The organism is Niabella aquatica, assembly GCF_054779315.1.
The window spans coordinates 215,889-241,913 of the sequence record NZ_BAAGYM010000003.1 but is presented as its reverse complement, the minus strand read 5'-3'; the positions used below and the strand labels follow the sequence as shown (position 1 = coordinate 241,913).

At 42.2% G+C, this 26,025-nt stretch carries 22 protein-coding genes; 17 read left to right on the top strand and 5 right to left on the bottom strand.

Annotated features, from left to right (window positions below; translation table 11 throughout):
• Positions 1 to 11: 11 nt before the first annotated feature.
• On the bottom strand, positions 12 to 488 hold the full coding sequence (gene rpsP / locus ACYVBM_RS02585) for a 30S ribosomal protein S16 (RefSeq protein ID WP_460684052.1): 477 nt from the start codon (positions 486 to 488) through the stop codon (positions 12 to 14).
• Positions 489 to 689: 201 nt separating this feature from the next.
• The gene (locus ACYVBM_RS02580) at positions 690 to 1,292 is read right to left on the bottom strand and encodes a DUF6580 family putative transport protein (protein WP_460684051.1); all 603 of its coding nucleotides are present in this window, start codon (positions 1,290 to 1,292) and stop codon (positions 690 to 692) included.
• Positions 1,293 to 1,356: 64 nt separating this feature from the next.
• Here ACYVBM_RS02580 and ACYVBM_RS02575 point away from each other — a divergent pair, with 64 nt between their 5' ends.
• From ACYVBM_RS02575 to ACYVBM_RS02545, 7 genes are all read left to right on the top strand, one after another.
• Positions 1,357 to 1,827: a DUF4920 domain-containing protein gene (locus ACYVBM_RS02575; protein ID WP_460684050.1), complete on the top strand. Its 471-nt coding sequence runs from the start codon at positions 1,357 to 1,359 to the stop codon at positions 1,825 to 1,827.
• 151 nt (positions 1,828 to 1,978) lie between these two features.
• Complete coding sequence (gene atpA / locus ACYVBM_RS02570) at positions 1,979 to 3,562, top strand: F0F1 ATP synthase subunit alpha (RefSeq protein WP_460684049.1); 1,584 nt, start codon at positions 1,979 to 1,981, stop codon at positions 3,560 to 3,562.
• Positions 3,563 to 3,729: 167 nt separating this feature from the next.
• On the top strand, positions 3,730 to 4,437 hold the full coding sequence (locus ACYVBM_RS02565; protein WP_460684048.1) for a LytR/AlgR family response regulator transcription factor: 708 nt from the start codon (positions 3,730 to 3,732) through the stop codon (positions 4,435 to 4,437).
• 11 nt (positions 4,438 to 4,448) lie between these two features.
• A complete protein-coding gene (locus tag ACYVBM_RS02560; RefSeq protein WP_460684047.1) occupies positions 4,449 to 6,617 on the top strand; it encodes an ATP-binding protein in 2,169 nt (722 codons plus the stop codon).
• Positions 6,601 to 7,002 carry a hypothetical protein gene (locus ACYVBM_RS02555; RefSeq protein WP_460684046.1) on the top strand — a complete coding sequence of 134 codons (402 nt, stop codon included), beginning with the start codon at positions 6,601 to 6,603 and terminating at the stop codon, positions 7,000 to 7,002. Before ACYVBM_RS02560 ends, ACYVBM_RS02555 begins: the two co-directional genes overlap by 17 nt.
• 3 nt (positions 7,003 to 7,005) lie before the next feature.
• Positions 7,006 to 7,926, top strand: coding sequence for a hypothetical protein (locus tag ACYVBM_RS02550; protein WP_460684045.1), 921 nt, complete (start codon positions 7,006 to 7,008; stop codon positions 7,924 to 7,926).
• Positions 7,927 to 8,120: 194 nt separating this feature from the next.
• A complete protein-coding gene (locus ACYVBM_RS02545; protein ID WP_460684044.1) occupies positions 8,121 to 8,564 on the top strand; it encodes a hypothetical protein in 444 nt (147 codons plus the stop codon).
• 39 nt (positions 8,565 to 8,603) lie between these two features.
• Here ACYVBM_RS02545 and pdxA read toward each other — a convergent pair whose 3' ends face one another.
• Positions 8,604 to 9,686, bottom strand: coding sequence for a 4-hydroxythreonine-4-phosphate dehydrogenase PdxA (gene pdxA / locus ACYVBM_RS02540; RefSeq protein ID WP_460684043.1), 1,083 nt, complete (start codon positions 9,684 to 9,686; stop codon positions 8,604 to 8,606).
• Positions 9,687 to 9,752: 66 nt separating this feature from the next.
• Between pdxA and rsmA the strand changes: the two genes are divergently transcribed.
• The 4 genes from rsmA (at position 9,753) to ACYVBM_RS02520 (ending at position 12,518) form a co-directional block, all read left to right on the top strand.
• Positions 9,753 to 10,505 (top strand): 16S rRNA (adenine(1518)-N(6)/adenine(1519)-N(6))-dimethyltransferase RsmA, encoded by a 753-nt coding sequence (gene rsmA / locus ACYVBM_RS02535; protein ID WP_460684042.1) that lies wholly within the window; start codon positions 9,753 to 9,755, stop codon positions 10,503 to 10,505.
• A gap of 13 nt (positions 10,506 to 10,518) precedes the next feature.
• Entirely contained in the window at positions 10,519 to 11,445 is a 927-nt protein-coding gene (locus ACYVBM_RS02530) for an NAD(P)-dependent oxidoreductase (protein ID WP_460684041.1), read from the top strand.
• A 128-nt stretch (positions 11,446 to 11,573) separates the two neighbouring features.
• Positions 11,574 to 12,047 (top strand): transcription elongation factor GreA, encoded by a 474-nt coding sequence (gene greA / locus ACYVBM_RS02525; protein WP_460684040.1) that lies wholly within the window; start codon positions 11,574 to 11,576, stop codon positions 12,045 to 12,047.
• Positions 12,048 to 12,122: 75 nt separating this feature from the next.
• Positions 12,123 to 12,518 (top strand): HIT family protein, encoded by a 396-nt coding sequence (locus ACYVBM_RS02520; protein WP_460684039.1) that lies wholly within the window; start codon positions 12,123 to 12,125, stop codon positions 12,516 to 12,518.
• On the opposite strand, the gene ACYVBM_RS02515 is transcribed toward ACYVBM_RS02520, so the two are convergent.
• Positions 12,515 to 13,693 carry an MFS transporter gene (locus ACYVBM_RS02515; RefSeq protein WP_460684038.1) on the bottom strand — a complete coding sequence of 393 codons (1,179 nt, stop codon included), beginning with the start codon at positions 13,691 to 13,693 and terminating at the stop codon, positions 12,515 to 12,517. The two genes, ACYVBM_RS02520 and ACYVBM_RS02515, sit on opposite strands and share 4 nt — an antisense overlap.
• Positions 13,694 to 13,846: 153 nt before the next feature.
• On the opposite strand from ACYVBM_RS02515, the gene ACYVBM_RS02510 reads away from it, so the two are divergent.
• Positions 13,847 to 14,446 (top strand): 5' nucleotidase, NT5C type, encoded by a 600-nt coding sequence (locus ACYVBM_RS02510; RefSeq protein ID WP_460684037.1) that lies wholly within the window; start codon positions 13,847 to 13,849, stop codon positions 14,444 to 14,446.
• Between the two features lie 3 nt (positions 14,447 to 14,449).
• Here ACYVBM_RS02510 and ACYVBM_RS02505 read toward each other — a convergent pair whose 3' ends face one another.
• Entirely contained in the window at positions 14,450 to 15,469 is a 1,020-nt protein-coding gene (locus ACYVBM_RS02505; RefSeq protein WP_460684036.1) for a LacI family DNA-binding transcriptional regulator, read from the bottom strand.
• Positions 15,470 to 15,596: 127 nt separating this feature from the next.
• On the opposite strand from ACYVBM_RS02505, the gene ACYVBM_RS02500 reads away from it, so the two are divergent.
• The 5 genes from ACYVBM_RS02500 (at position 15,597) to ACYVBM_RS02480 (ending at position 25,847) form a co-directional block, all read left to right on the top strand.
• Complete coding sequence (locus ACYVBM_RS02500) at positions 15,597 to 17,780, top strand: S9 family peptidase (protein WP_460684035.1); 2,184 nt, start codon at positions 15,597 to 15,599, stop codon at positions 17,778 to 17,780.
• Between the two features lie 745 nt (positions 17,781 to 18,525).
• Positions 18,526 to 21,645: a SusC/RagA family TonB-linked outer membrane protein gene (locus ACYVBM_RS02495; RefSeq protein ID WP_460684034.1), complete on the top strand. Its 3,120-nt coding sequence runs from the start codon at positions 18,526 to 18,528 to the stop codon at positions 21,643 to 21,645.
• 108 nt (positions 21,646 to 21,753) lie between these two features.
• Positions 21,754 to 23,307: a RagB/SusD family nutrient uptake outer membrane protein gene (locus tag ACYVBM_RS02490; protein WP_460684033.1), complete on the top strand. Its 1,554-nt coding sequence runs from the start codon at positions 21,754 to 21,756 to the stop codon at positions 23,305 to 23,307.
• A gap of 1 nt (position 23,308) precedes the next feature.
• Positions 23,309 to 24,952: a sulfatase family protein gene (locus tag ACYVBM_RS02485; protein ID WP_460684032.1), complete on the top strand. Its 1,644-nt coding sequence runs from the start codon at positions 23,309 to 23,311 to the stop codon at positions 24,950 to 24,952.
• 13 nt (positions 24,953 to 24,965) lie between these two features.
• Complete coding sequence (locus ACYVBM_RS02480) at positions 24,966 to 25,847, top strand: alpha/beta hydrolase (RefSeq protein WP_460684031.1); 882 nt, start codon at positions 24,966 to 24,968, stop codon at positions 25,845 to 25,847.
• Positions 25,848 to 26,025: the final 178 nt, after the last annotated feature.

Below are 26,025 nucleotides of genomic sequence, written 5' to 3'. Positions count from 1 at the left end.
CGTAAGCTATATTATGCTTCGGTACCTTCAGCATTTGCCTCTGGTGCCGGAGTTTCAGCTTTGGGTTCAGCTACTTTGCGTGGAACTGCACTGGCTACCCTGCGTTTAGCTCTTCTTTCGTCGATAGCTTTCTGCTGGCGCCGTTTAATATGCTCTTCGTGCTCTGCGCTCCAGGTTGTAAATTTCTGCATAGCCGCGGTTTCATCGAATAAACCCAGTTTTACACCACGCAGCAAATGCTTCAGATATAATACTCCTTTAAAGCTAAGTATGCGGCGAACAGTATCTGTAGGTGTAGCACCTTTGTTCAGCCATTCCAATGCTTTCTGACGGTCCAGCTCAATAGTAGCAGGAATAGTCAGGGGGTTGTAAGTACCCAGTTTCTGGATGAATTTACCATCACGGGGGCTTCTGGCATCAGCGACAACGATGAAATAAAAGGGCCTTTTTTTAGAGCCGTGTCTTTGCAATCTAATTTTAGCTGCCATTTTAAATAGAAATTTAAGGCGTTAAAAAATAATGTTTCAATTTTCCAAACAAGCTCATATCAGCCGATTTGGGGGGTCAAAGGTATATAAAGTTTTATGTAAATCAAGCGCAGGTGGGTATAAAATTATAATAAATGCAATTTTTACAATTTATTAAGATTTAAGTGAGGTTGCTAACTGCAAAAAACTGTTGATTGCTATTCAGCTATTTGAATACTGTAAACCCGGGTAGCGTTTTTGCGCCAGGGCCAATAGGCCAAAAAGCACTGCGCAATAAAACAGGTCGCCCAGGAAGGCATTGGCAAACATTTCTGTGCTCATGGTATTGTAAAAAGGCAGTGCCCGCAGGTACGTCATATCTAAAGTAAGCCCTGGTTCATAAGTAAGGGTGCCTGCCGCAAAATAGTTGCCTACCCAAACGCCTAAATTGGAAATGATCCAGAAAACAGCAGAACCTGTTAGGGAATATCCTAAAATATTTACGGCTTTGGGATGGTGCAGAGTAGTGCCCAGCAGCGTAACCAGGATTATGCCTGCATACACAAATGCCTGGGAAATGATAACAAATGGCTGAGAAAAACTATAAATGCCCATTTTTCCGCTTGCCAGAAGCGCTATGTCTGATATAAAATAAGCAATTACAGGAACTATAAATGCCTGCCATTTCTTATCGAACCGGGAACCGCCAAATAGTGCTATGGCTACTAACGGCGAAAAGTTATAAGGATGGGGCAGGAGCCGGCTGAATGCTGCAAGTAATATAAGGACGGCGAGTATGATTATCCGCGTATTGATTTTAGTCATATCAGATTCTGTTTGCTGCAAAAATAGACAGTTTCATAAATTTGTCCTCTTAATCATAAAGGAAATGAAAAAAATTATTACTCTTTTTTTATTAATTGCAGCTAAATTAGGCATGGCACAGCCTCCTGCAGGCCTTGCTGCACCGGGAAATATTTATGGAGAAGCCCTGACTGCTGATAACGTTACTCCGCTTGCCAGCCTGACGCGGCAGCTGTCCAAAAAAGACACGGTTGTTGCGAAGGTTAGCGGTAAAGTTTTAGCATCATGTCCTAAAAAAGGCTGTTGGATGGATGTGGAACTGGCTGATAAAAGTAAAATGTTTGTAAAATTTAAGGATTATGCTTTTTTTGTGCCAACAGATATTGCGGGCAAAACAATTGTTCTGGAAGGGATTGCTTTTAATGAAATAACTTCTGTAGAAGAACTGCAGCATTACGCTGAAGACGCCAAAAAAAGCAAGAAAGAAATAGCAGCTATCAAAAAGCCACAAAAACAAATACGTTTTTTAGCAGACGGCGTGCTGGTAGTGAAATAATTTCTTTGAAGCCGGTGCTTTTCCATTTTTAGGAATAAAGGAACTATCCCGTTCTATTATTTTGTTATAAATTACTGATATCCTACTTTTGCACCCTGAAAACAAGGGCTGTGAAAACAGCCATAAAAAAAACCATTTTTAAATTAAGTATATGCCAGAAATTAAACCCGACGAAATAAGCGCCATATTGCGGGAGCAGTTAAGCAATTTTAATGCTCATGCAGATTTAGAAGAAGTAGGAACAGTGCTGCAGGTGGGTGATGGTATTGCCCGTGTATATGGGTTAGGAAACGTACGTTATGGTGAGCTGGTTGAGTTTGAAAATGGTGTTCGCGCCATTGCGCTTAACCTGGAAGAAGATAACGTAGGGGTGGTATTGATGGGTGAAGGCAAAGAGATAAAAGAAGGCTCTAAAGTGCGTCGTACCGGCCAGATCGCTTCTATTAAAGTAGGCGAAGGTATGACCGGGCGCGTTGTAAATACTTTGGGCCAGCCTATTGATGGAAAAGGTCCTATTGCCGGGGAGTTGTACGAAATGCCTTTAGAGCGTAAAGCTCCGGGGGTGATTTTCCGTGAGCCGGTAAAAGAGCCACTGCAAACAGGTATTAAGGCTATCGATGCCATGATCCCTATTGGCCGTGGTCAAAGGGAGCTGATCATTGGAGACCGCCAAACCGGTAAAACGGCTATTGCGGTGGATACCATTATCAATCAAAAAGAATTTTTTGCCGCCGGCAAGCCGGTATATTGTATTTATGTAGCCATCGGGCAAAAGGCTTCTACTATTGCCGGTGTTATGAAAACTTTACAGGACAATGGTGCTATGGAGTATACAACTATCGTTGCCGCTTCTGCATCTGACCCGGCTCCATTGCAATTCTACGCGCCATTTGCCGGTGCGGCTATTGGTGAGTATTTCCGCGATACCGGGCGTCCTGCATTGATCATTTACGATGATCTCTCAAAACAGGCGGTAGCTTACCGCGAGGTATCTCTTTTATTACGTCGCCCACCGGGCCGTGAGGCTTATCCTGGGGATGTGTTCTACCTGCACAGCCGTTTACTGGAAAGAGCTGCAAAAGTGATCAATAACGATGAGATCGTTAAAAATATGAACGATCTTCCCGATTCTATCAGGCACCTGGTAAAAGGCGGCGGTTCTTTAACAGCACTTCCCATTATTGAAACCCAGGCAGGCGATGTATCGGCCTACATTCCTACCAACGTAATTTCAATCACAGACGGCCAGATATTCCTTGAATCGAGCTTATTCCTGTCTGGTATCCGCCCGGCTATTAATGTGGGTATTTCGGTAAGTCGTGTGGGTGGTAACGCGCAGATCAAATCGATGAAAAAGGTGGCGGGTACTTTAAAGCTCGACCAGGCGCTTTACCGCGAGCTGGAGGCATTTTCGAAATTTGGCGGCGACCTGGACGCCGCTACTAAAAATGTAATTGATAAAGGGACCCGGAACGTTGAAATTTTGAAACAACCCCAGTACGCTCCGTTCCCTGTAGAAAAGCAGGTAGCTATTATTTACCTGGGTACTAACGGTTTAATAAGGGAAGTGCCTGTGAATAAAGTGAAAGAATTTGAAGATCATTTCCTGATGGAAATGGAAAATAAATTGCCTGATGTGATGGCTGAATTTAAAAAAGGAAATCTGCCTGAAGAGGGTATTAAACAAATGGTAGAGCTGGCAAATGGGCTGATTCCCCAGTATAAAAAAGCTTAAGCAATAAAATTTACCGGATTTCATTCAAAAAGCGGGAAGGTATGGCCCCATTATATTTCCGGTGAATATTTAACTGATTTATTTACACAAGCCTTGTTCCGCCGAGCAAGGCTTGTGTTGTTCTGATTAATTTTGGAATACGTATATTAGCCATATTAAAACTGAATATGGAACGCCCCATAAATTGCCTTATTGTAGATGATAACAAAGTATCCAGGATGTTATTGCAACAGATCCTGGTAAAGATTGATGGTATTACTATTATTGAAGAGTTTGATGATCCGCTGAAGGCAAAAACTTTTATAGAGCATAATGATATTGATATTTTATTTCTCGATATCGAAATGCCGGGTCTTTCGGGATTAGAGCTTTTAAGAATGCTGCATAAGCGGCCATTAACTATTTTTACAACAGGCAAACAGGGATATGCCGTTGAAGCATTTGAGCTGAATGTGGTCGATTATATAGTAAAGCCCTTTACATTGGCCAGGGTATTGCATGCGGTAGAGCGGGCCAAAGAGCTGCTGAGCAATGAGAACGTAAAATTAGGAAAAGGGGAGTCGACCGATTTTGTTTTTGTAAAAGATAATAAGGTGATCCGGAAGCTGAACATGAATGATATTTTATGGATTGAGGCTAAAGGAGATTATATCAAAATTCATGTTCCGCAAAAGAGCTATGTAGTACATGGCAGTTTAAAGACAATTGAAGAGAAGCTGCCTTCTCAAAATTTTATGCGTATACATAGAAGCTATACTATAGCCCTGGATAAGATTGACTATATCGAAGACAGGATCGTATATGTACATGGCCAGGCCATTCCTATTTCGGAATCGAATAAAGATGCGCTTCTGAAAAGCCTGCAATTGCTTTAATGAATTTTAAAATGAGTAAAAGAGGCGTCTCATTCTTTTTTATAGTGATTTTAGCGTTAACATTGATAGCGCTGATAGTTGTCACCCAGATATTTACCAATACATCCACCACTGCATTAACTACAGGAAACCGTAAAGCGGTAGAAACCTTCCGGTTAAACAATAAGATCCAGGAATTAGTAAATCTTTCCTTTGATCTGGAAAGCAAGCTAAAAAAAAATGAGCTGCTGGGAAAATCCCGCTTTCAGTCTGTTAATGACTCTCTGCTCTTATTGGGCTATAACGCCAGCATATTAAGTACTGCTACTTTCCAGGAAGGAAGCACGTCAGAAGCTATAAATGAGATTATTGATTCGCAGGTACATATTTCTGAGCAAATAATTGCTGCCATGCGAAATGCAAATAGTGCGCAGTTAAAACTTTTCAGGGATTCGTTGTGGTCGCTGGGGCCGGGGGATAAGGTGTATAAAAACTGCCTGAAGCTGCAGGAAGCGCTCAATAATAATCTTCAGCATACTTTATATAGAAATTCTGAGCAGGCAGGTAAGTTATCAATATTAAACAGGGTGCTGGCTTTGTTTTCTATTATTGCTATTCTTGCATTGGCCACTATAATTATACGCAGGCAATCGCAGCAGCTTAAGCTGATAGAGGAACTGAAAGAGGCGGAGCTGGCAGCGCTTAAAAGTAAAAATGCCAAGGAGGAGTTCCTGGCTAATATGAGCCATGAGCTGAGAACGCCTTTAAATGCATTAATAGGATTTGGAAACCTGCTTGATAAAACAGACCTGAACGAGCAGCAAAAAGAATATGTGGAGATAATAAGATCAAGCGGTTATAACCTCCTGTATATTGTTAACGATGTACTGGATATTTCTAAAATAGAAGCTGGGAAGCTTACCATTGCGCACCGGCCTTTTAATCTGTACGATCTTTTAGGCAACCTGCAGAAAATGTTTTCTGCTTCTGTGCAGGACAAAAGACTTTCATATAAGTATAGTATTAACGAGCGTATTCCAAAATATGTAATTGGTGATCCGGACAGGTTGCAGCAAATTTTTGTAAACCTCATCAGCAACGCTATAAAATTCACAACCGAAGGAGGTATCGAGGTAAGTGCCGGAATTGTATGGATAGATGAAGAAACAAAGTACTATAAATTAAGCTTTACGGTAAAAGATAGTGGTATAGGCATTCCTAAAGATAAAATCGAAACCATTTTTGAAAGATTTGAACAACTGGAGCATGGAGCGCAACGGCAGCATGGAGGTACGGGCTTGGGACTGACAATTGTAAAAAACCTGGTAGAAAGGATGGGTGGTTCTATCTCTGTATACAGCCATGTTAATGAGGGTTCTGAATTTAATTTTACCTGTATATTGGAGAAGTCAGATGCTATTGAGCAAAAGCCGGAAAAAGCAGCAGATACGTTTTACTCGTTTAAAAATTATAAAGTGCTGGTGGTAGAGGATAATAAGGCCAACCAGATATTATTAAAGCATATTTTCAGCAAACATAATTTGCAGCCCCGGATGATGGATAACGGGAAGGATGCCGTTGCTATTTTGAGAAAAGAATCTTTCGATCTTATTCTTATGGACATCCAAATGCCCGTAATGGATGGTTATACGGCTATTAGCTTATTAAGAAACGAGCTGTATTTAAAAACGCCGGTAATTGCTATGACGGCATATGCTTCTGAAAGTGAAGTGCAGAAGTGTTTGGATGCAGGCTTTACCGATTACATGGGAAAACCTGTGGATGAACAACTTTTAATTCAGAAAATGTTGTCTTTTCTTAACAATACAGAAAATGAAGCAGTGAGCATCAGCAATAATCAAAATGGCAGCAGCCTGGATTTTTTACGGGAAATTGTGGGCGATGATCCTGAGGTATTAAACGAGATACTGCAGGAGATGAACCTGCAATGGAGTAAAGATAAAAATGATCTGTTTGCAGCCTGCAGGCTGCAAAATAAAGACGAGGCAGGGCGTATCCTGCACCGGATGAAATCTACCTTTTCCTCTTTGGGTCCCGATCACGAGGTATATAAAATATTAATGGAAAAAGGGCGTAGCCTGATACATGATAACGAAATAAACACAAATGAAGCTACAGGGTTTATTGAGGAAATGGATGTATTAATTCACAGTACTTTGCACCATGATGTTAAAGAATAAAGCATTATATGAAAAAGGGGCATCTTCTTCTTTGATTGTTTTATGGGTAGGCACTATACTCCTGCTGCTGGTAATGCTGTATGGCTGGAAGGCACCGGATACGGACCGCTCCATATCAGGCAGCCTGCTATCGATGCCAGAGAATATTTTTGCCGATGAGCTTTTATTGTCCTCCCATGACTTCCAGATTGGTGAAAACGTTAATTTAATTAATATTACATTAAACAGGAAAGGCGAGGGCAACCTGCAAACAACAGATACTGCTGTAAATACAACGCCCGAAAGGAAGCTTGTTTATTCCAGGATCTTAAAAAATAAAATCAATAAAATAAACGCAACGCCCACCACTACCCACGGATTTACAATTAAACCGCTACCCCAGTAATATATGGATAGGAAATATTTATATATCTGTTTATTATCAGGCATACTGGTGGCTTCCTGTGGCATACAAAAAAGAATGTCTGCTATCCACCAAAATGTGGAGGAAGCTAAAAATCTTGTTCGTGAAGATGCTGAATCTCTTAAAAAGTTACAGGAGAGCGTGCGGCAAAAGACTGACAATCAAACCGTTGATAGTCTGATCAGTGGCACATTTGCTGAAATAATTTCCAGTTTGCGCAGAGACCTTGAAAAAAATCAGAAAACAATTGCGGCCGTGGCGTTTTTCCTGGATAAGCGATCGAACTTTACAAAAAGTAATTACAGGAAGCATGTGCAACCGCATGTTGAAGGGCTGGATTCGTTTTATCTAAAGAACGGTACCAGAGATCGTATTTATGAGTTGTTAAGCGAAGCTGTAAAGGTCAATGCTTTTCAGAAATATGGTATGGGCGCTTTTTTCCAGCCCGGGGTGTATAAAATTTTGCCATCTGGCTTTAACCTGGTAAGCAGTGCCTTTATGCCGGCTATAGACTCAATGGCTGCACTATCTAACCGTTATACCGATATTAAGCGTACTGCACATCTTGTAATTGTTGGCTATGCAGATGGGGTTCCTGTAAATCCCTCCACGAAACTGTATACGGAACTGAAAGAGTACCTGGCACTTCCTGAGCCCGATAATGCAGCGCTTAACCTGGCTCTTTCCGATCTGCGGGCCCAGGAGTTGCTGCGCAATCTGAAAATTGTAATAAGGAACAATGCCAATAAATTTGCCAGTCCTGAACGGCTGAATATCGGCTATATCAGCTATGGCAGGGGCCAGGCATTGCCGTTTAAAAATATTACCGACTACACAGAGAATGATGAACGCAGAAGAGTGGTTGTTTTTTATTGGACCGTTTTGCCCGATATTGATGCCCTCTAAAACTCCTTAATCTAAAAAAAAGGGTCATTCATCTTGAAAACCAGCCAGTTCATCGAATATTGACCCAAAAATACCTCGTATCACAATACTTTTACAGCGGTTTAGAGGGCTTAGAGTGGGCAACGGGGCTTTTCCAGGTCATACGTTCGCCCCTCTTCTTTTTCAACCAAATTAATGTCAGTTATTACCTGGTTATGGACTTTAAAAGCCGTGTTATATTACAATTGAGTAAAGAAAATGACCTGATATCATCTGCCAGCACCTATTTTAAAGAGCCTCCCACCTATATCAGGGAAGTAATTGATTTAATTACTGAAGCAACTGTTTCGGCATTGCATGCCCAGAATTCATATCATAAAAAGGCCGATGAATTTTTCAGAATCGGAAAAGAATGCTCCTTTTTAAACTTTGCAGCAGTCTTTAACCCCGACCTGAACATCCTAGAAAAGGGAAGAGGCATTAACTCTGAGATATTCGGTGTTGGCCTGGTGCATACGATAGAGGAAATTTCCCGGAAAACCAATGTAAGAAGCAGTACCGTGCATTTCCTGATGGCTTCTGTTACCCCGGCGGTTTTGAGCGTGCTGCATACGGTAAACCAGGAAAAAAACGGTGCATTGGTTACCACAGCCAATTAAAATCATCTCCCGGTTACCCAAAAGAGGCAACAATCGTCTTTATTCTTCTATTTTTTCATCTACTAATTTAGCAGTAACCTCCGGCATTACTTTTTTAATGGGATTCATGCGCTGGCTGTTATATTCTTCCCGGTGCCTGATAATATCTACGCAGCTGTAAACAGCTTCTAAAAAAGAAAAGGGAGAGGCCGTGCCTTTACCTGCAATATCAAATGCTACACCATGATCGGGCGATGTGCGCACTACCTGTAAACCCGCTGTATAATTAATGCCTTCGCCAACAGCAAGTGATTTAAAGGGGATCAGCCCCTGGTCGTGGTACATAGCTAACACGGCATCAAATTTTTCATAATGTCCCCGCGCAAAGAAAGCATCGGCGCTATAAGGCCCGAAAACAAGCATGTTACGGTTTTTAGCTTCTTTAATGGCAGGAATGATGATCGATTGCTCTTCATCGCCTATCAGCCCCTCATCTCCTGCATGCGGATTAAGCCCCAGCACGGCTATACGGGGTTTGTTTATGCCAAAATCTGTTTGCAGCGAAGCCTGCACGAGGTTTAGTTTGCTTAAAATAGCGGCCACATTTAAATGGCTGGCCACGTCTTTAACAGGCACATGCTCAGTAACCAGCGCTACGCGCATATTTTGTGCGCACATCATCATTACCACATCTTTTGCTTCAAAAGCATCTTTTAAATAAGGCGTATGACCGGTATAAGCAAACGCGGCGCCCTGCACATTACTTTTATGGATGGGTGCGGTGACCAAACCTGCAATATGCTGTTCCTGTAAGGCTTGAACAGCGGCCTGCAGAGAAATAACGGCATACTTTCCTCCCGTTTCGTTCAATATGCCCGGGGTGATGGTAATATCCTCCTCCCAGCAATTAAAAATATTTACCTGCCTGGTGTTGATCCTTGAAAAATCTTTTAGAATATTAAAAGAAAAATTGGCGTCTCCAACAGATTTCCGGTAAAAATTAATCACCTTATTATTAGCAAAAATAACAGGAGTGCATATTTCTGAGATCCTTGTATCAGAAAAAGCTTTAACGATCAGCTCAATGCCGATACCATTAACATCTCCGCAGGAAATTCCAATTACCGGTTTATTTGTATTCATATAAAAAAAGTATTTGTAAAAATAAGCATTATTTTTTAGGCAGGTTCATACAGTTATCTTTGCGTTATGTACGTGCTAAAAAAGTCTTTGGGGCAGCATTTTCTTAAAGATGAGAATATTTGCCGGAAGATTGTGGCGGCTTTGGAACCGGATACTTTATCTCAGCTACTGGAAGTAGGGCCGGGTGGCGGTGCGCTTACCAAGTATTTAAAAAATTTTACTCATATTCATTTTAAGGCCATTGAAGTAGATGAGGAGAAAGTATCGTACCTGCTGGCTGCTTATCCCGAGCTGGCCGGTAAAATCATTCACCAAAGCTTCCTGGATGCCGAGCCGCCTTTTGAAGGAATGTTTACGGTTGTGGGTAATTTTCCCTACAATATTTCCACCCAGATCCTTTTTAAAGTGTTAGACTGGAAGGACCAGGTGCCTGTGGTTATAGGCATGTTTCAAAAGGAGGTAGCCCAGCGGGTGGCAGCGCCTTCGGGTAATAAAGTGTATGGGGTTCTTAGTGTTTTGGTACAGGCTTTTTATGAGGTGAAGTATTTGTTTGATGTACCTGAAAGCTGTTTTACACCTCCTCCCAAAGTTAAAAGTGGTGTTATCAAAATGTACAGGAAACACGATGTAGAACTGATGAAAAGCAGAAAGCATTTTTTCAACCTGGTGAAAACGGCTTTTAATCAAAGGCGCAAAACATTACGAAACGCTGTAAGGTCATTATTTGAAGAAGATATTTTAACCGATCCTCTTTTTAACCAAAGGGCTGAGCAGCTGACTGTAAAAGATTTTGCAGCGCTTACTTTTAAAATGAAATAAGAATTTCTATCAGATGAAAAAAGTGATCATTACGGGCAATGCTCATCCTGTATTACAGCAGGTATTAACCGAAAAAGGTTTGGATGTTTTGTATAATCCCAAAATAAGCTATGATGAATTGAAAACATCGGGAAACGATGTGGCGGGGCTGGTACTGACTACCCGTATAAAGGTCGACAAGGAGCTGATTGATGCCATGCCGCAGTTGGAATGGATAGGAAGGCTGGGCAGTGGTATGGAGCTGGTAGATGTTCCTTATGCAGAAAGTAAAGGCATAGTATGTGTAAGCAGCCCCGAAGGGAACCGCAATGCCGTGGCAGAGCATTTGCTGGGTTTACTATTAATGCTGCTGAATAAAATGAATATTGCCATCCCACAGGTGAAGCAGGGTATCTGGCTGCGCAATGAGAACAGGGGAACCGAGCTGAAAGGGAAAACAGTAGGTATCATAGGCTTTGGCAATACAGGTAGCTCTTTTGCAAAGCTGCTGGAGCCGTTCGGGGTAACTGTACTGGCGTATGATAAATACAAAAGTGGTTTTGCGACAGGGTATATTAAAGAAGCATCGCTGGAAGAAATATGGAAGGAGGCCGATGTAATTACTTTTTGTGTGCCGCTGACCAGCGAAACTTATCATATGCTCAACGAAGCTTTTTTGCAGCGGGTAGAAAAGAAGCCGGTTATAATGAGCGCCTGCAGGGGCAAGGTAGTTCATACAGCCGATCTTATCAATGGTTTGCATCGCGGGCAAATAGGCGGGGCCTGCCTTGACGTGCTGGAAAATGAAAAGCTAAATACTTACACCAGTGCTGAAAAGAAGCAATTAGATGAATTGCTGTCTTTCGGTAATGTGATAGTAACCCCGCATATTGCAGGTTACAGCCACGAGGCTTTCCTGAAAATGGCAACCGTAATACTCGAAAAACTGGGTTTCATATAAAGTTTCTTTAACAAATCCTTTGTTGGTTTAAACAGCAACTTTCATTATATTTGTAATAATTAATAGCAACGCTCTGGTAGCATTCCGGGGCGTTGTTATTTTTTTTGTTTAATATAAAAAGACCAGTTATGAGTGCTATTCAGTATGTAACGAAAGAGACGCTGGAACAGATGAAGGAAGAATTACAGCACATGAAGGGTGTTGAACGTCCTGCTGCCAGTAAAGCCATTGCCGAAGCGCGTGAAAAAGGAGATTTAAAGGAAAATGCAGAATACGATGCGGCCAAAGAGGCACAGGGCCTTCTTGAGGCAAAAATTGCAGCCCTGGAAGGAGCATTGGCAAACGCCCGTATAGTGGATGAGAGCACTATCGATACCAGCAAGGTTTCTATTTTAACGAAAGTAAAGCTGACTAATCTTAAAACTAAAAAAGAAGTTACTTATCAATTGGTAAGTGAGCAGGAGGCTGATCTGAAAGCGGGGAAAATATCAGTAAGCTCACCTATCGGTAGAGGCATCTTGGGTAAAGAGCCCGGAGAGGTAGCCGATGTGCAGGCCCCCGCCGGCCTGATCCAGTTCAGGGTGGAGGAGATCAGCATCTGACCTGATTTTTTTTACATGGAACCGGCTGAGGCCGGTTTTTTTTATTGTAATTTCATCGTACAAATAATATATACAATGACTATATTTTCAAAAATTATTGCCGGGGATATTCCATCATATAAGATTGCAGAAAACGATAAGTTTATAGCTTTTCTGGATATTATGCCGTTACGTAAAGGGCATGTACTGGTAGTTCCTAAAACCGAGGTGGACAATCTGTTTGATGTACCGGATGATTATTTGTCTGAATTGCTCATTTTTGCCAAACCCATTGCAAAAGCTATTGAAAGATCTTTTGACTGCAACCGCTGCGGTGTTAGTGTGGTGGGTATTGAAGTGCCGCATGCACATGTACACCTCATTCCTATAAATGACGCAAACGACCTTAATTTTGTACAGCCTAAATTAAAGTATAGTGATGAACAGATGAAAGAAGTTCAGCAACTCATTATCAGCAATATACAGGATTAGTTTAGGGCCAGCTGTGATTTACCTTTCGCATGGCGGCTGTATTTTAGTATGAATCTGACAGTGAGCAAAAATCCTGTAAAAGCCATAAGAGCACCAATAAAAGAAGGATAATTATAGCCCAGTCCAAACGCAATGGGTAAACCGCCAAAATAAGCGCCTATTGAATTAGCCATATTAAATGCGGCCTGCATAAATGCGGCGCCCATCATTGCTGATTTTTCTGCTGACCGTATCATTAATATATTGATGGGCGAGCCCACTGCCATGGCCAATGCCCCGCAAATAAAGGTAAGCAGCATAGACGCAACCTGGTTGTCCGAAAACAGAAATACCCCTGTTAATGCTATTACCAGGGCTATTAGCAGAACCGCACTGGCTTTTTCAGGAGCCATTTTATCGGCCATAATACCACCTATTAAGTTCCCTGCAACCATACCTGCACCGGCGATCAGCATGATATAAGAAACGGATTTCATAGAAAAGCCCGATACATGCGTCATAAGCGGGGAAATATAGCTAAACCATGCAAACAGTCCTCCAAATCCCACAGCAGTAATCAATAAAATATGCCAGGCTTTTTTGGTTTTAAAAAAACGAAGCTCTTCCTTTATATTGCTTTGCCCCTCCATGGAAATAGAAGGTAACCACATTTTAAGAAAAAAAATGGTGATAAGGCCAATCGTACCTACTATAATAAAAGCAAGCCTCCAGCTGTACTCATGCCCCAGGTAAGTAACCAATGGAACCATAGCAAGGTTGGCAACAGTAAGCCCCGCAAACATCATGGATATGGCCTGAGCCTGTTTACCAGCCTTCGCCATTTTTGAAGCTACAACAGCACCAATGCCAAAAAAAGCACCGTGGGGAAGCCCCGAAAAAAACCGGGCAAAAAGCAAACTATAAAAATCGGGTGCAGCTGCAGAAATGCCATTAAAGAATGTAAATAATACCATTAAGCCGATCAGTACTTTTTTGGGATTATACTTTACAGAAACTGCAACCAGAAGCGGAGCACCGACTATTACACCCAGCGCATAAGCTGAAATTAAATAACCTGCCATAGGGATACTTATATGCAGGGAACGGGCTATATCCTGCATGAGCCCCATTACAATGAACTCAGTAGTGCCAATGCCCAAGCCACCTAATGCTAACGAAAATAGTTTTTTGTTCATAATCAACATTTTGTACAATGGCAGGCATAACATTAGCTATTGATTGGATGCAAAAATACACATTTTGTTTAATCGATTAAACAAAATGTGTATTTTTGCATCGGGTTTCTGATCAATAAAATTTAATATTTTGAACTCATAAATTCAAGCAACATGAAAAGAATAGCAGTAGATATGGATGGAGTGCTGGCCGATTGTTTTGAACAGTTTATCAGTTATGAATATGCCGATACCGGTACCAGAAAAACGGTTGCGGATGGGGTAGGGAGAACAGAAGATGAAACTTTTGAACATGCAAGGACCTATCTTTACCAGCCGGGTTTTTTCAGAAATATGCCGGTAATACCCGGAAGCCAGGAAGTTTTATATAAACTGAATAAAGCGTATGAATTGTTCATTGTTTCCTCGGCTACGGAGTTTCCGCAATCCTTAACAGAAAAACAGGAATGGCTGAACGAACATTTCCCTTTTATTAACTGGCAGCAAATGGTTTTTTGCGGAAAAAAAACAATGATCAGTGCCGATATCATGATAGATGATCATTTCAAAAACCTGGATTATTTTAAGGGCAGAACTATATTGTTTACACAGCCGCATAACCAGTTGGCTGATGCAGGCAAACATACGCGGGTATATTCATGGGGTGATATTGAGCAGCTTTTGCTGAACGGTCAGCAAAGCAGGGACTGCTATAGCGCTAATAACAATAATAATGCAATAGCATTTACGCCTGTTATCAGCAAGTATGCATAACTTTTAGTGGCCTGTGGAGCCCCGTTTTACAATTTCTGCCGGAATGAAAACCTGCTGCTCCATTTTGTTTTTTGTAATACTATCGATCAACAGGTCGGTGGCTATTTGGCCTAACTGCAGCATGGGCTGTTTTACAAACGTCACCTGCGGCTGGTAGAAATCAAAAACCTCCTGCTCGTCAAAGGCTATTACCTGCAATGATGCGGGTATAGCGATACTTTGCTGCTGAAGGTACATCAATGCGTGTACGGCAATCCTGTTAGAGGCAAATAATATCGCATCTGCCGCAGGTGCTGAGAGCAGGGACGCCACAGCCCTGATGATTTCTGCTGGGTCATTATCGATCCCCACCTTTTTTACCAGGCTTTTATCAGGAGTGATTTTTGCCTCTTTTAAAGCCCTGGTATACCCTTTTGTGCGGTCGTTTAAGTGGTAGAGCTCGGTTTTATAGTTGATCAGCCCTATCCTTTTTTTGCCATTATCAATCAAGAGCTTTACAGCATCATAGGCGGCTTTAACGTTATTTACGTTCACATAGTGGGCGTCGATTTTCGGGAAATACCTGTCAACAATTACAAAAGGAAAATGTATATTTTTTAAACGGGTGATCTGCTCTTCGGCGCCTTCAGGGGGCAGCAGGATCAAGCCATCTACCTGCCTGTTCAAAAAAGTATGGATCAGCTTTTCAAAGCGGTTGATATCTTCATCAGAGCTGCCAAAAATTACGGTATAGCCGTATTTAGCCCCTTCATCTTCTATGATCCTTGCCAGTGAAGAAGAAAAGGGATTGGCTATATCTGCCACCACCAGACCTATAGTAAAGGTTCTGCGGGTCTTTAAGCTTTTGGCGATCTGGTTGGGCTGGTATTGTAGTTTTTTTGCCGTCTTTCTTATTTTATCAGCAACCTCTTTGCTGATCCTGTTTTCAAAACGGTTGTTCAGCACATAGGAAACCAACGCTGCTGATACGCCTACTTCACGGGCAATATCTTTTAAAGAAATTTTTCCTGTTTTTTGCTGCATTCCGGCAAAAGTAGCACATGATTTTTTATCATTGGCAACCGGGTAACAATGTCGTTCATTAATTTATAAAAAATATTTATCGATCAATATGTACATTCGCTTCGCACATTCATAAAAATATTTTTGCATGTTCAAACGTTTTTATTCCCTTTGCCTGCTCCTGGTTATTTTTATTCAGGGTATTGCGCAGTCAGTTAACTGGTCGGCCGATGGGTCCTCCTATTATGAGATAGCAGATAACGCCATTGTAAAGATTACGTTACCTGATCTTTCAAAAACCATCCTGGTTGCTAAAGAAAAGCTTACTCCTGCCGGCTCTGCCGCTGCTATTGCTATCAGAAGCTTCATGGTAAGCGCCGATGAATCGAAAGTGCTTATTTATAATAATACACAAAAAGTGTGGCGGCAGGATACACGTGGGGATTATTGGGTATATGACAGGGTGTCGGCGCGTTTGCAGCAGTTGGGGAAAGGGCGGCCCTCGTCATCTCTTATGTTTGCCAAGCTATCCCCCGACAATACGAAAGTGGCGTATGTTAGCGATTATAATCTGTATGTGGAAGACCTGGCCACGGGACGTATTACGGCATTAACTACAGGTGGTGACAGGAAAAATATCAATGGCACGTTCGACTGGGCGTATGAAGAAGAGTTTTTTTGCAGGGATGGTTTCAGATGGGCGCCCGACAGCAAAAAGATCGCCTACTGGAAAATAATAACAGGCGATACCAAAGTGTACAATATGGTCAATAATACTGATTCTATTTATCCCGGCCTGATCCCTATTGAATACCCGGTTGCAGGTGAAAAACCCTCTATATTTAAGATTGGTATAGTTGCTGTTAGCGGAGCTGAGACGCGATGGATGAATGTACCGGATAATGCTGTTTGGGGATCGTATGTACCGCGTATGGAATGGGCCGCAAATAATAAAGAACTGATCATTCAGCACCTGAACCGGCAGCAGAATGAAAGTAACCTGATGTTATGCGATGTTGAAAAAGGAAGCGTCAGAACGATATATACCGAAAAAGACAGCGCCTGGATTGATATTGCTCCTAACTGGGATGAAGATTATGCCAACGGCGGCTGGGACTGGCTGAATGATGGAAAAGAGTTTCTGTGGGCATCTGAAAAAGACGGCTGGCGTCATTTGTACAGGGTAAGCAGGGACGGGAAAAGAGAAACCCTGGTTACCAGTGGCAGGTATGATGTAATGGATATTGCAGCTATTGATGAAGCCAACGGTTACATTTATTTTCATGCTTCGCCGGAAAACGCCACCCAAAAATATTTATACCGTACTAAATTAAGCGGCAAAGGAACCCCGGAGCTTTTAACGCCTTTATCTTATACCGGTACTAATAATTATGAGCTGTCGCCCGGTGCAAAGTTCGCGGTACACCAGTTTTCCAATTATTACATTCGGCCGGTAAGAGAATGGATTACGCTGCCCGGCCATAAAGCCATAGCAGGCACCGGCAAAGTGGATGAAGCTATTGCAGCCGCGGATAAATTGAAATCAAATATTGAATTTATTACTATTACAACCGCAGACGGCGTACAGATGGATGCCTGGATGGCAAAACCTGCCGGCTTCGACCCTTCAAAAAAATATCCTGTAGTATTTTATGTATACACCGAGCCCTGGGGACAAACCGTAAAAGATGCTTACGGCGCAGGGCGTAATTTTTTATATAATGGAGATATGGCAAGAGACGGTTATATCTATATATCGGTTGACAGCAGGGGTACCCCTGTGCCTAAGGGCAGAGCATGGCGCAAATCGCTGTATAAAAATATTGGTATATTGAATATTCATGATCAGGCAATGGCGGCCAGAGAGCTTTTGAAGAGGCCGTATATAGACAGCAGCCGGGTAGCTGTATGGGGCTGGAGTGGTGGAGGCTCTACTACTTTAAACCTTATGTTCCAGTTTCCTGAAATTTATAAAACAGGTATTGCGGTGGCGGCAGTGGGTAACCAGCGTACTTATGATAATATTTACCAGGAACGTTATTCGGGTATACCGCAGCAGGATGAAACGCCTTATATAAAAGGCTCTCCTGTTTCACATGCCAAAAACTTAAAGGGAAATCTATTATATATACATGGCACCGGCGATGATAATGTACATTATAATAATGCCGATATGCTGATCAATGAACTGATAAAATACAATAAACAGTTTCAGCTGATGAGCTATCCTAACCGATCGCACAGCATATCAGAAGGAGAGGGCACTACAGAACACTTGTCTACCTTATTTACCAGTTACCTGAGGCAATATTGCTCTCCGGGAGCGAGATAAAGGTATGGACAGGCACGGTCAGTCAGTAAAGAGGAATATTTTTAGCTGCAATAGCAAACATTTCATTTTTATATAGGAGGTACTGAAGCGTTGCCCGGCTGCGGGGTCTGTTGTAGGAATCTGTCGCAACTATCATAATCCGACGCAGGCGGAGCTATAATCTAATTTCTTTTTTAAGCGCTTCTATTTTAGCTGTATACACTGCATCCTATTTTACTTTTTTTCAAACAAATTCTATTTTAAGCTTATGATTCATTTGATACTTTCATTCAGCAACACAATTTTAAGCAATTAAGGCCGGCAGGTTTAACAATCGTTCTAAAAAGTGTAAAATCTGTTCAAGACCTGTTTTTTCAAAACGTAAAGAAAATATGATGGCGGGGAAGAAAAGTTTAATTACTTACCTGCTGAGCTGTTAGAGGCTTTTTAATAAATGGCTTCAGACACCGGCAGCATCTGTGCAATATACAGCGCGCCGTTATGGAAGGATTAATGAATACTAAAAATAAAAAGATCTTACAGATACCATAGAATTTAAAAAATAAATCCTATTGCTCTTTGCCTGTCTGCTTTATGCTAAACTATACGTCAAAGCCAGAAATTGAACAGCAATTCAACCAAACTGAACCAGGATTCAACCCCCTAAAGGGGCACATGCTGTTAAATTTGCCCCTGTTCGAATTGTAACTCTTTTTTGAGTTCCATGTAAACTTGTCATATTTAAAAACCATTTAAACCTAAGCACATGAAACATTGGTTTAAAAAACGATTGATTGCTAAGGAATATTTAACCTGCATTCTCTTTGTTTTAATGAACATCACGGTTAAAGCCCAAACCAAAACTGTAACTGGCAGCATTAAAGATGAACAAGGCCTTGCAATGCACGGCGTGAGCATTAAGATAAAGGGCTCTGTCAACGGAACTCTAAGCGATGGAAAAGGCAATTACACCATCAAACTTCCATCAAACGGGGTTACGCTGGTATATTCGTTCCAAGGCTACCAAAGCCAGGAAGTAAGTACTGCAGGCAAAACAATTATTAACCTCAGCATGACACCATCAATACAAGACCTATCAGAAATTGTGGTGATCGGGTACGGCGAAGTTGCCAGAAAAGATCTTACCGGGGCAATTGCAACAGTAAAAACCTCGCAGCAGGATGCCATACAGTTTAATACTGTAGATGAGCTTTTGAAAGGAAGGGCGGCCGGTGTACAGGTAACTACCAGTAGTTCCGCCCCGGGCGGTATTGCATCAGTGCGCATTAGAGGAACCAACTCTCTGCGATCTGATAATGAACCTTTATATGTAATTGATGGGGTAATTATGAGCTCGGTAACAGATGATAACCTGTCGATGAGTCCCGGGGCCAACAATGGCCAGGAGGCTCAAAATGGGCTCTCTGGATTAAATACACAGGATATTGAAAGTATTGAAGTGCTTAAAGATGCATCGGCAACGGCAATTTATGGCTCCAGGGGTGCGAATGGCGTTATTATTATTACTACTAAAAAAGGCAGGGCCGGCAATGCACAGTTTATCTTATCCACTAATACCCAGCTATCAATGCCGGGTAGATTTTACGAGGTGCTAGATGGCCCTGGCTATGCCAGGTACATCAACGATGTTTTATTGGCAAGAGGCAATACTGCTCCAAGGTATGATCCAGATACCGTAACCTCGGTAAACTGGCAAAAACAACTGATTAAAACCGGTATTACCCAAAACCACCGTATATCGGTTTCGGGTGGTTCTAAAGATAAAAATACGATCTATTATTTATCTGCCGGTTACATTAATACCCAGGGTGTTTTAGAAAATACCGGTGCTAAAGTAGGTGACATAAGATTAAACCTTACCCAAAAGCTCACTTCAAAACTTGATCTGACGTTCAATTTGAGTTCGGGCTACCAAGTAAACAATATGACTTCTGGTACCGAGCCGTTGGGTTCTTCACAATCCAGTATGATACAGCAATTGGTTTATGCACAACCTTTTTTTAAACCCAAAACAGATGACGGCAATAATGATGAAGCTTTGTGGGCCAATCCAACGTCATGGATCAATGATTATGCCGATATCAGCAAAGAGCTTCGCTTCCAGGGAAATTTATCATTAAGCTATAAAATATCTCCAACCTTCACCTACAGGTTAAATATGGCTGGCAGTAACCGTAATAAAGACAGGGCGCGCTGGTATGGCCCTAGTACCTATTTGGGTGGGCTTAGTAATGGTCAATTAGGTATTGGCAACATGAACAGAACTTTTTATTCGGGCGAAAGCTTGCTGATGTTTAGAAAAGGAAACAAAAAGCACCAGTTCAACGGCACTGTAGGGTTAACCTATAACCACGACCATTTAATGAACACGGCGTACCTGAACAAACGGTTTTTCTCTTATGAGCTTACTACCGACGGTTTTGGCTATGGCAGCGATCTGTCTCTTACCATTCCCGACGAAAGTGTAATCGAGATATTTTCGGCGCTGGCCCGTTTAAATTATACTTATAATAACAAGTATCTTTTTACCTTAACCGGCAGGGCTGATGGCAGCAGTAAATTTTCAGGCAGTAATAAGTTTGCCTATTTCCCGTCTGCCTCGTTTGCCTGGCGCGCAAAACAGGAACATTTTCTTAAAAATGTAGAACAAATATCTGATTTAAAACTACGTATAGGCTTTGGTATTACGGGTAATCAGGGTATCAGGCCCTACAGCACCATTGTTAAATACGGCGCTACCCAATATCCTAACCCCAATGGCGGTGGCTTTTTAATAGGAGTGCGCCCCCAAAATGTAGGGAATACCGATTTGAAATGGGAAAGCACTTCACAGGTAAATGCCGGTTTAGATATAGGTGTGTTTGGTAACAATCTGACGTTTACAGTTGACGCTTATTATAAAAAAACAACGGATCTGCTTCAAAACTTTACCCTGCCATACTCAGCGGCTTATGCCACCATCGCCCAAAACTATGGTAGCTTAGAAAACAGGGGTTTGGAATTTTCGGCAAACGCCAATATAATAGACAAAGGCGACTTTAAATTTGGAGCAAATGCCAACCTTAGCTTTAACCGCAATAAAATATTAGACCTGGGTTTAACCCCCACCACTTTAGGAACCTTAACAAACGTTTCATATTATTATGGCGCGGCAGTTTCAAACAGTCCGTTCTTTAAAATGCCTGCCAATGTATTTATTGAAGGTCGTCCTCTTGGATTATTTTACGGCTTGCAAAGCAAGGGCATCTGGCAAAACACAGACGATATAGCCAGTCAGAAATATTATGGCACAGCAATAGTACCTGGTAATATCCGTTATGTTGACCAAAACGGAGACAACAATATTACCGACGATGACAGAGTGATTTTAGGTAACCCCAATCCTGATTTTATTTATGGTTTCGGCTTTAACTTCTCGTATAAGAAAATTTCGCTCAATGCATTTTTTAACGGCAGCTACGGTAATGAAATTGTAAATGGCAATATGCTGCGTTTAACTAATACAAATGGTTTGGGTAACATTCTGGCCAGCAGCTATTACAATGCATGGACTGCTACTAATCCCAGTAATGAGTATCCCCGGCTAAACTATGAAGAAACACGTTTTAGCGACCGATTGGTAGAGGACGGCAGCTATCTAAGGCTGTCAACTGTCAATCTCAATTATGATCTGCCATTGAAATCTAAATTCTTAAAGCAGATTACTTTTTCGGTAACCGGTAAAAATCTATGGCTGCTTACCAGGTATTCGGGTTACGATCCCGAAGTGAACAGCTTTGGATGGGATGCTTCCCGTATTGGGGTTGACTGGGCTTCGTACCCGAATAGCAAAGCAGTAACATTTGGTATTAATGCAAAATTTTAATTTGTTATGAAATGACCATAAAAATTTTCGAGCAAATTCACACCCAAAGCAATGAAAATTTTTTATGCAAAATTCCATGTGGCAATAAAAACAATAAAAAATATACACATGACAAAATCATTCATTATAGTTAGCATAGTATTCATGTTGTTCGTGGCGCCTGCGTGTAAAAAATCTTTTTTAAAAGAAGTGCCTACCACCTTTTATACCGAAGAAGGTGCTTTTGGTACAGACGGCGGCGCAAAATCGTCTTTAATCGGCCTTTACTCAACCATTGCGGGTTACGACTACTTTGGTACGGGCTATATTATGCTTACCTCCGAGGCTTCAGGCAGCTTTTACTCGCCGCATGCTGTGTCAAGAGCAGTGGCCGAGCTTAAGGTCGAATCTAACAGCTCCTGGATTTATATGGTTTACAGGCAGGCATATACCGCTATTGACCAGGCCAACACCATTATAGCTAACCTGCCCAACAGCAAGGTAAGCGCTAGCGTAAGTAATAATATTTTAGGTCAAACCTATTTTATCCGCGGGATGCTTTATTTTAACCTGGTGCGTATGTGGGGCGGCGTACCATTGCGCCTGGAGCCTGTTAACCAGAGCAATTTATACAAGCCAAGAGCAAGTGCTGATGAAGTGTATGCGCAGGTCATCAGCGATTTGGAAAAGGCTAAAACATTATTGCCCGAGCCTGCCGTACAGGAAAAAGGCTTTCCTCATAAATATGCTCCTTATGCCCTGCTTGGTAAAGTATATGTTACTTTAGCAGGCGATAATAATCCATCGCCCTATTGGCAAAAAGCCAAAGACGAATTATTAGAAGTAGTAAATCAGGAAGGAACGGCTTATACGCTGGAAAGCAGTTTTGCCAATTTATTCAGTTACACCAACGAAAATACCAGGGAATCTATTTTTGAGATTCAGTTTATTCCCACTACCCCATCAAACGGCCAGCTTACCAATTACTTTATGCCTGGCAACATTAGCACCCAACCGTTGGCACAACGCAATTTTCAATGGTTAAGGCCAAACAAAGAAGTGTATGACAGGCACGCAGCGCAATATCCTAACGATCCACGTTTGGCTACTACTTTTGTGGCCGGAACCTATAAAAACAGGGCAAATGGTAATGTAACTACCTATCCATTGGGCCAGTTTAACAATAATACCAATGGCTTTCCCTTTATTAGAAAATATGAAGATCCGAGTTACGTTATCGACATCGGGGGCCGCAATCTTATTTATATGCGCTATGCCGATGTTTTATTGCTGTTGGCCGAAGCCGAAAATGAAATCAACGGCCCGGCAAATGCTTATCAGTATGTAAACAAGGTATTGACCAGGGCCAGAAATACAGTTTCGCCAGCTGCAGCACAGCCCGCCAACTTTGCGGGTATGGATCAGGCTACTTTTAGAACCAGAATAATGGAAGAACGCTATTACGAGCTGCTGGGAGAGTTTCATGAATACTTTGATGTACGTCGACGTGGTGTTACCAAATTTCTGGCCTACCTTAAAGCGCATAATGATTATCCCAACCTGAGGTCTGCATACGAATTTGTTTACCCTTTAAATGAAAGACTGATGCTTATGCCTATTCCGGATGGTGAAATGAACTATAACAGAGCTTTACAACCAGGCGATCAAAATCCCGGTTACTGAGATGATTAAAAGATTAAAGATATGTTTCCTGCTTGCTTTGTGCTGTATCCAGCAGCGCATAGCACAAGGTAAGTTACCACCTGAGCTTCCTCAACGTCCTAACATTGTATGGATAGTAGCCGAAGATATGTCTTCTCATTTGAGAAGTTTTGGAGATGATGGGGTAAAAACGCCCAACCTCGACAGGTTGGCTGCGGATGGGGTAAGATATACGCAGGTATATACCACAGCAGGCGTATGTGCTCCCAGCAGATCATCGCTGATTACCGGGATGTACCAGACTGCTATAGGCACTGGAAATATGCGCACTTTAAGCAGACCGCCGGGATATAAAAACCCCGAAGCACCGGATCCTTATTCGGCAGTTTTGCCAGAATACGTTAAAGGTTTCCCCGAGTATTTACGCCTAAATGGCTATTACTGTTCTAACAATGCCAAACAGGATTACCAGTTTATCGCTCCGGTTACCATGTGGGATGAATCCTCTCCCCGAGCACACTGGCGAAACCGGCCAGAGGGCATTCCTTTTTTTTCGGTATTTAATTTGGAAGTTACCCATGAGGCAAAATTATGGGAACGGGAAAATGAGCCTCTGTTGGTCGATCCTGCCCGGGTGATGGTGCCACCCTATTATCCTGATGTGCCCGAAGTAAGACAGGGGATTGCCCGGCACTTATCTAATGTAATGATAATGGACCAGCAGGCCGGGGAAATTATCAATCAGCTAAAAAAAGATGGGTTATACGACAATACCATTATTTTCTTCTACACTGATCATGGTGATGCCCTGCCTTATGTAAAACGTGAGGTACTGAAAAGGGGGCTGCATGTTCCGCTTATTATCAAATTCCCCGGCAATCAGATGGCCGGAAGTATAAACAGGCAGATGATCAGCCTTATGGATCTGGGACCCACAGTACTATCATTAACCCAAACCATCGTTCCTGCTTATATGCATGGGCAGGCGTTTCTGGGTAGTCAGGCTGTAAATCCCCGCCGCTATATTTTTGCCGGCAGGGATAGAATGGATACCGAGTACGACAGAGTGCGCACCGTTCTAGATACTCATTACCAGTATATACGCAATTATTACCCCGGAAGACCACGCTACCAGGAAATAGAATACCGGAAAAATATCCCGATGATGAAACGTATTCTAAATATGCGGGACAGTAACCTGCTAAATAAAACCCAAATGAGGTGGTTTGAAAAAGACAAACCATCAGAAGAGCTTTACGATTTAAAGAGCGACCCGTATGAACTTCATAACCTGGCCTTCAATCCTAAATACAGGAAAGTATTGGAAACATACCGAAAAGCATTTAATGACTGGATGAGCAAAGTAGGGGACAGATCCGAAATTCCCGAAAAAGAAATGGTGCAACAAATGTGGAACGGAAGCAGTGTTCAACCTGCTACTGCCACGCCGCAGTACACTGTTACCCCCAGCGGAATTGTTATTACCTGCGCTACGAGAGGCGCATCCATTGGTTACAAGATCAATTCAGCAGATGCACCGGATAATGCAGCCAACTGGAAGGTTTACAACAATATACCCATCGCGCTGCAGGCAGGCGATAAAATGATCATCAGAGCGGAGCGCATTGGCTATAAGCCGGGTATATTGACTTTTACTTTTAAATAACCATTAAACAGCAATGAAAAAAATAATCATCCTATTATGTATCCCCCTGTTCATTAACTGGCAGAAATTACCAGCCGGTTCTACCGTGCAATCTAAAGAAGCGGGTTGTAAAAAAACTGTTTCCGGAACAGAAAAAGTAGTGATATTTAAAAAGGCCGGTAGTGTAGCACTTAAAATGGTGATCCGTTATCCCGCGGAGAATAAAAAATGTGCGCCTTTGCCCGCTATCGTATTCTTTTATGGTGGCGGTTGGAACAGTGCTGCTCCCGATCAATTTTCAGGACAGGCAAAATATCTTGCAAAAGAAGGAATGATTGCTGCGACGGCAGATTACAGGGTGAGGAACGATCATGGTACTACTCCTTTTGATGCGCTTGATGATGCCCGTTCGGCGGTAGCGTACCTGCGTGAGCACGCAAATGAGCTGGGGATAAATCCAAACAAACTGGCTGCAGGAGGTGGCTCTGCAGGCGGCCAGTTAGCCGCTGCCACCGATCTTACAGGTACCGGATTGGCGGAGAGCTCTGCTGTAAGTTGCCGGCCCAACGCCTTGGTTTTGTTCAATCCTGTATTTAACAATGGCCCTGGAAACTTCGGGAATAACAGTGACAGCAGGGCCGTGGGCGATCGTTATCCCGAATTTTCGCCTTATCACAATATTAAAAAAGGGGCCGCACCAACCATTGTTTTTTTGGGTACCAGCGATAAGCTGATCCCGGTTAGCGTAGCCGAAGATTATAAGAAGGCAATGGAAGCTGCTGGCAGTCGTTGTGATTTGTATTTGTACAAAGATCAAGGACACGGTTTTTTTAACAGGGCGCCCTATTATAATCAAACATTGGAGCAGGCCGCCAGATTTTTACGTGAGTTGGGATACCTGCCTGCAAAAAAATGACAACACGCAATCACCCCCTAATCAAACAGAATAATGACCGTTAATAAAATAGCGTTTATCTTACTGGTATTATACCGCCTGGCAGGGACGAAGACGAAAACCTTATTGAAAAGCCGGCATATGCCGAAACTGTACAAAAACTAAAAGGCCGGCTTATTCAAATTTTTAGACGAACAGT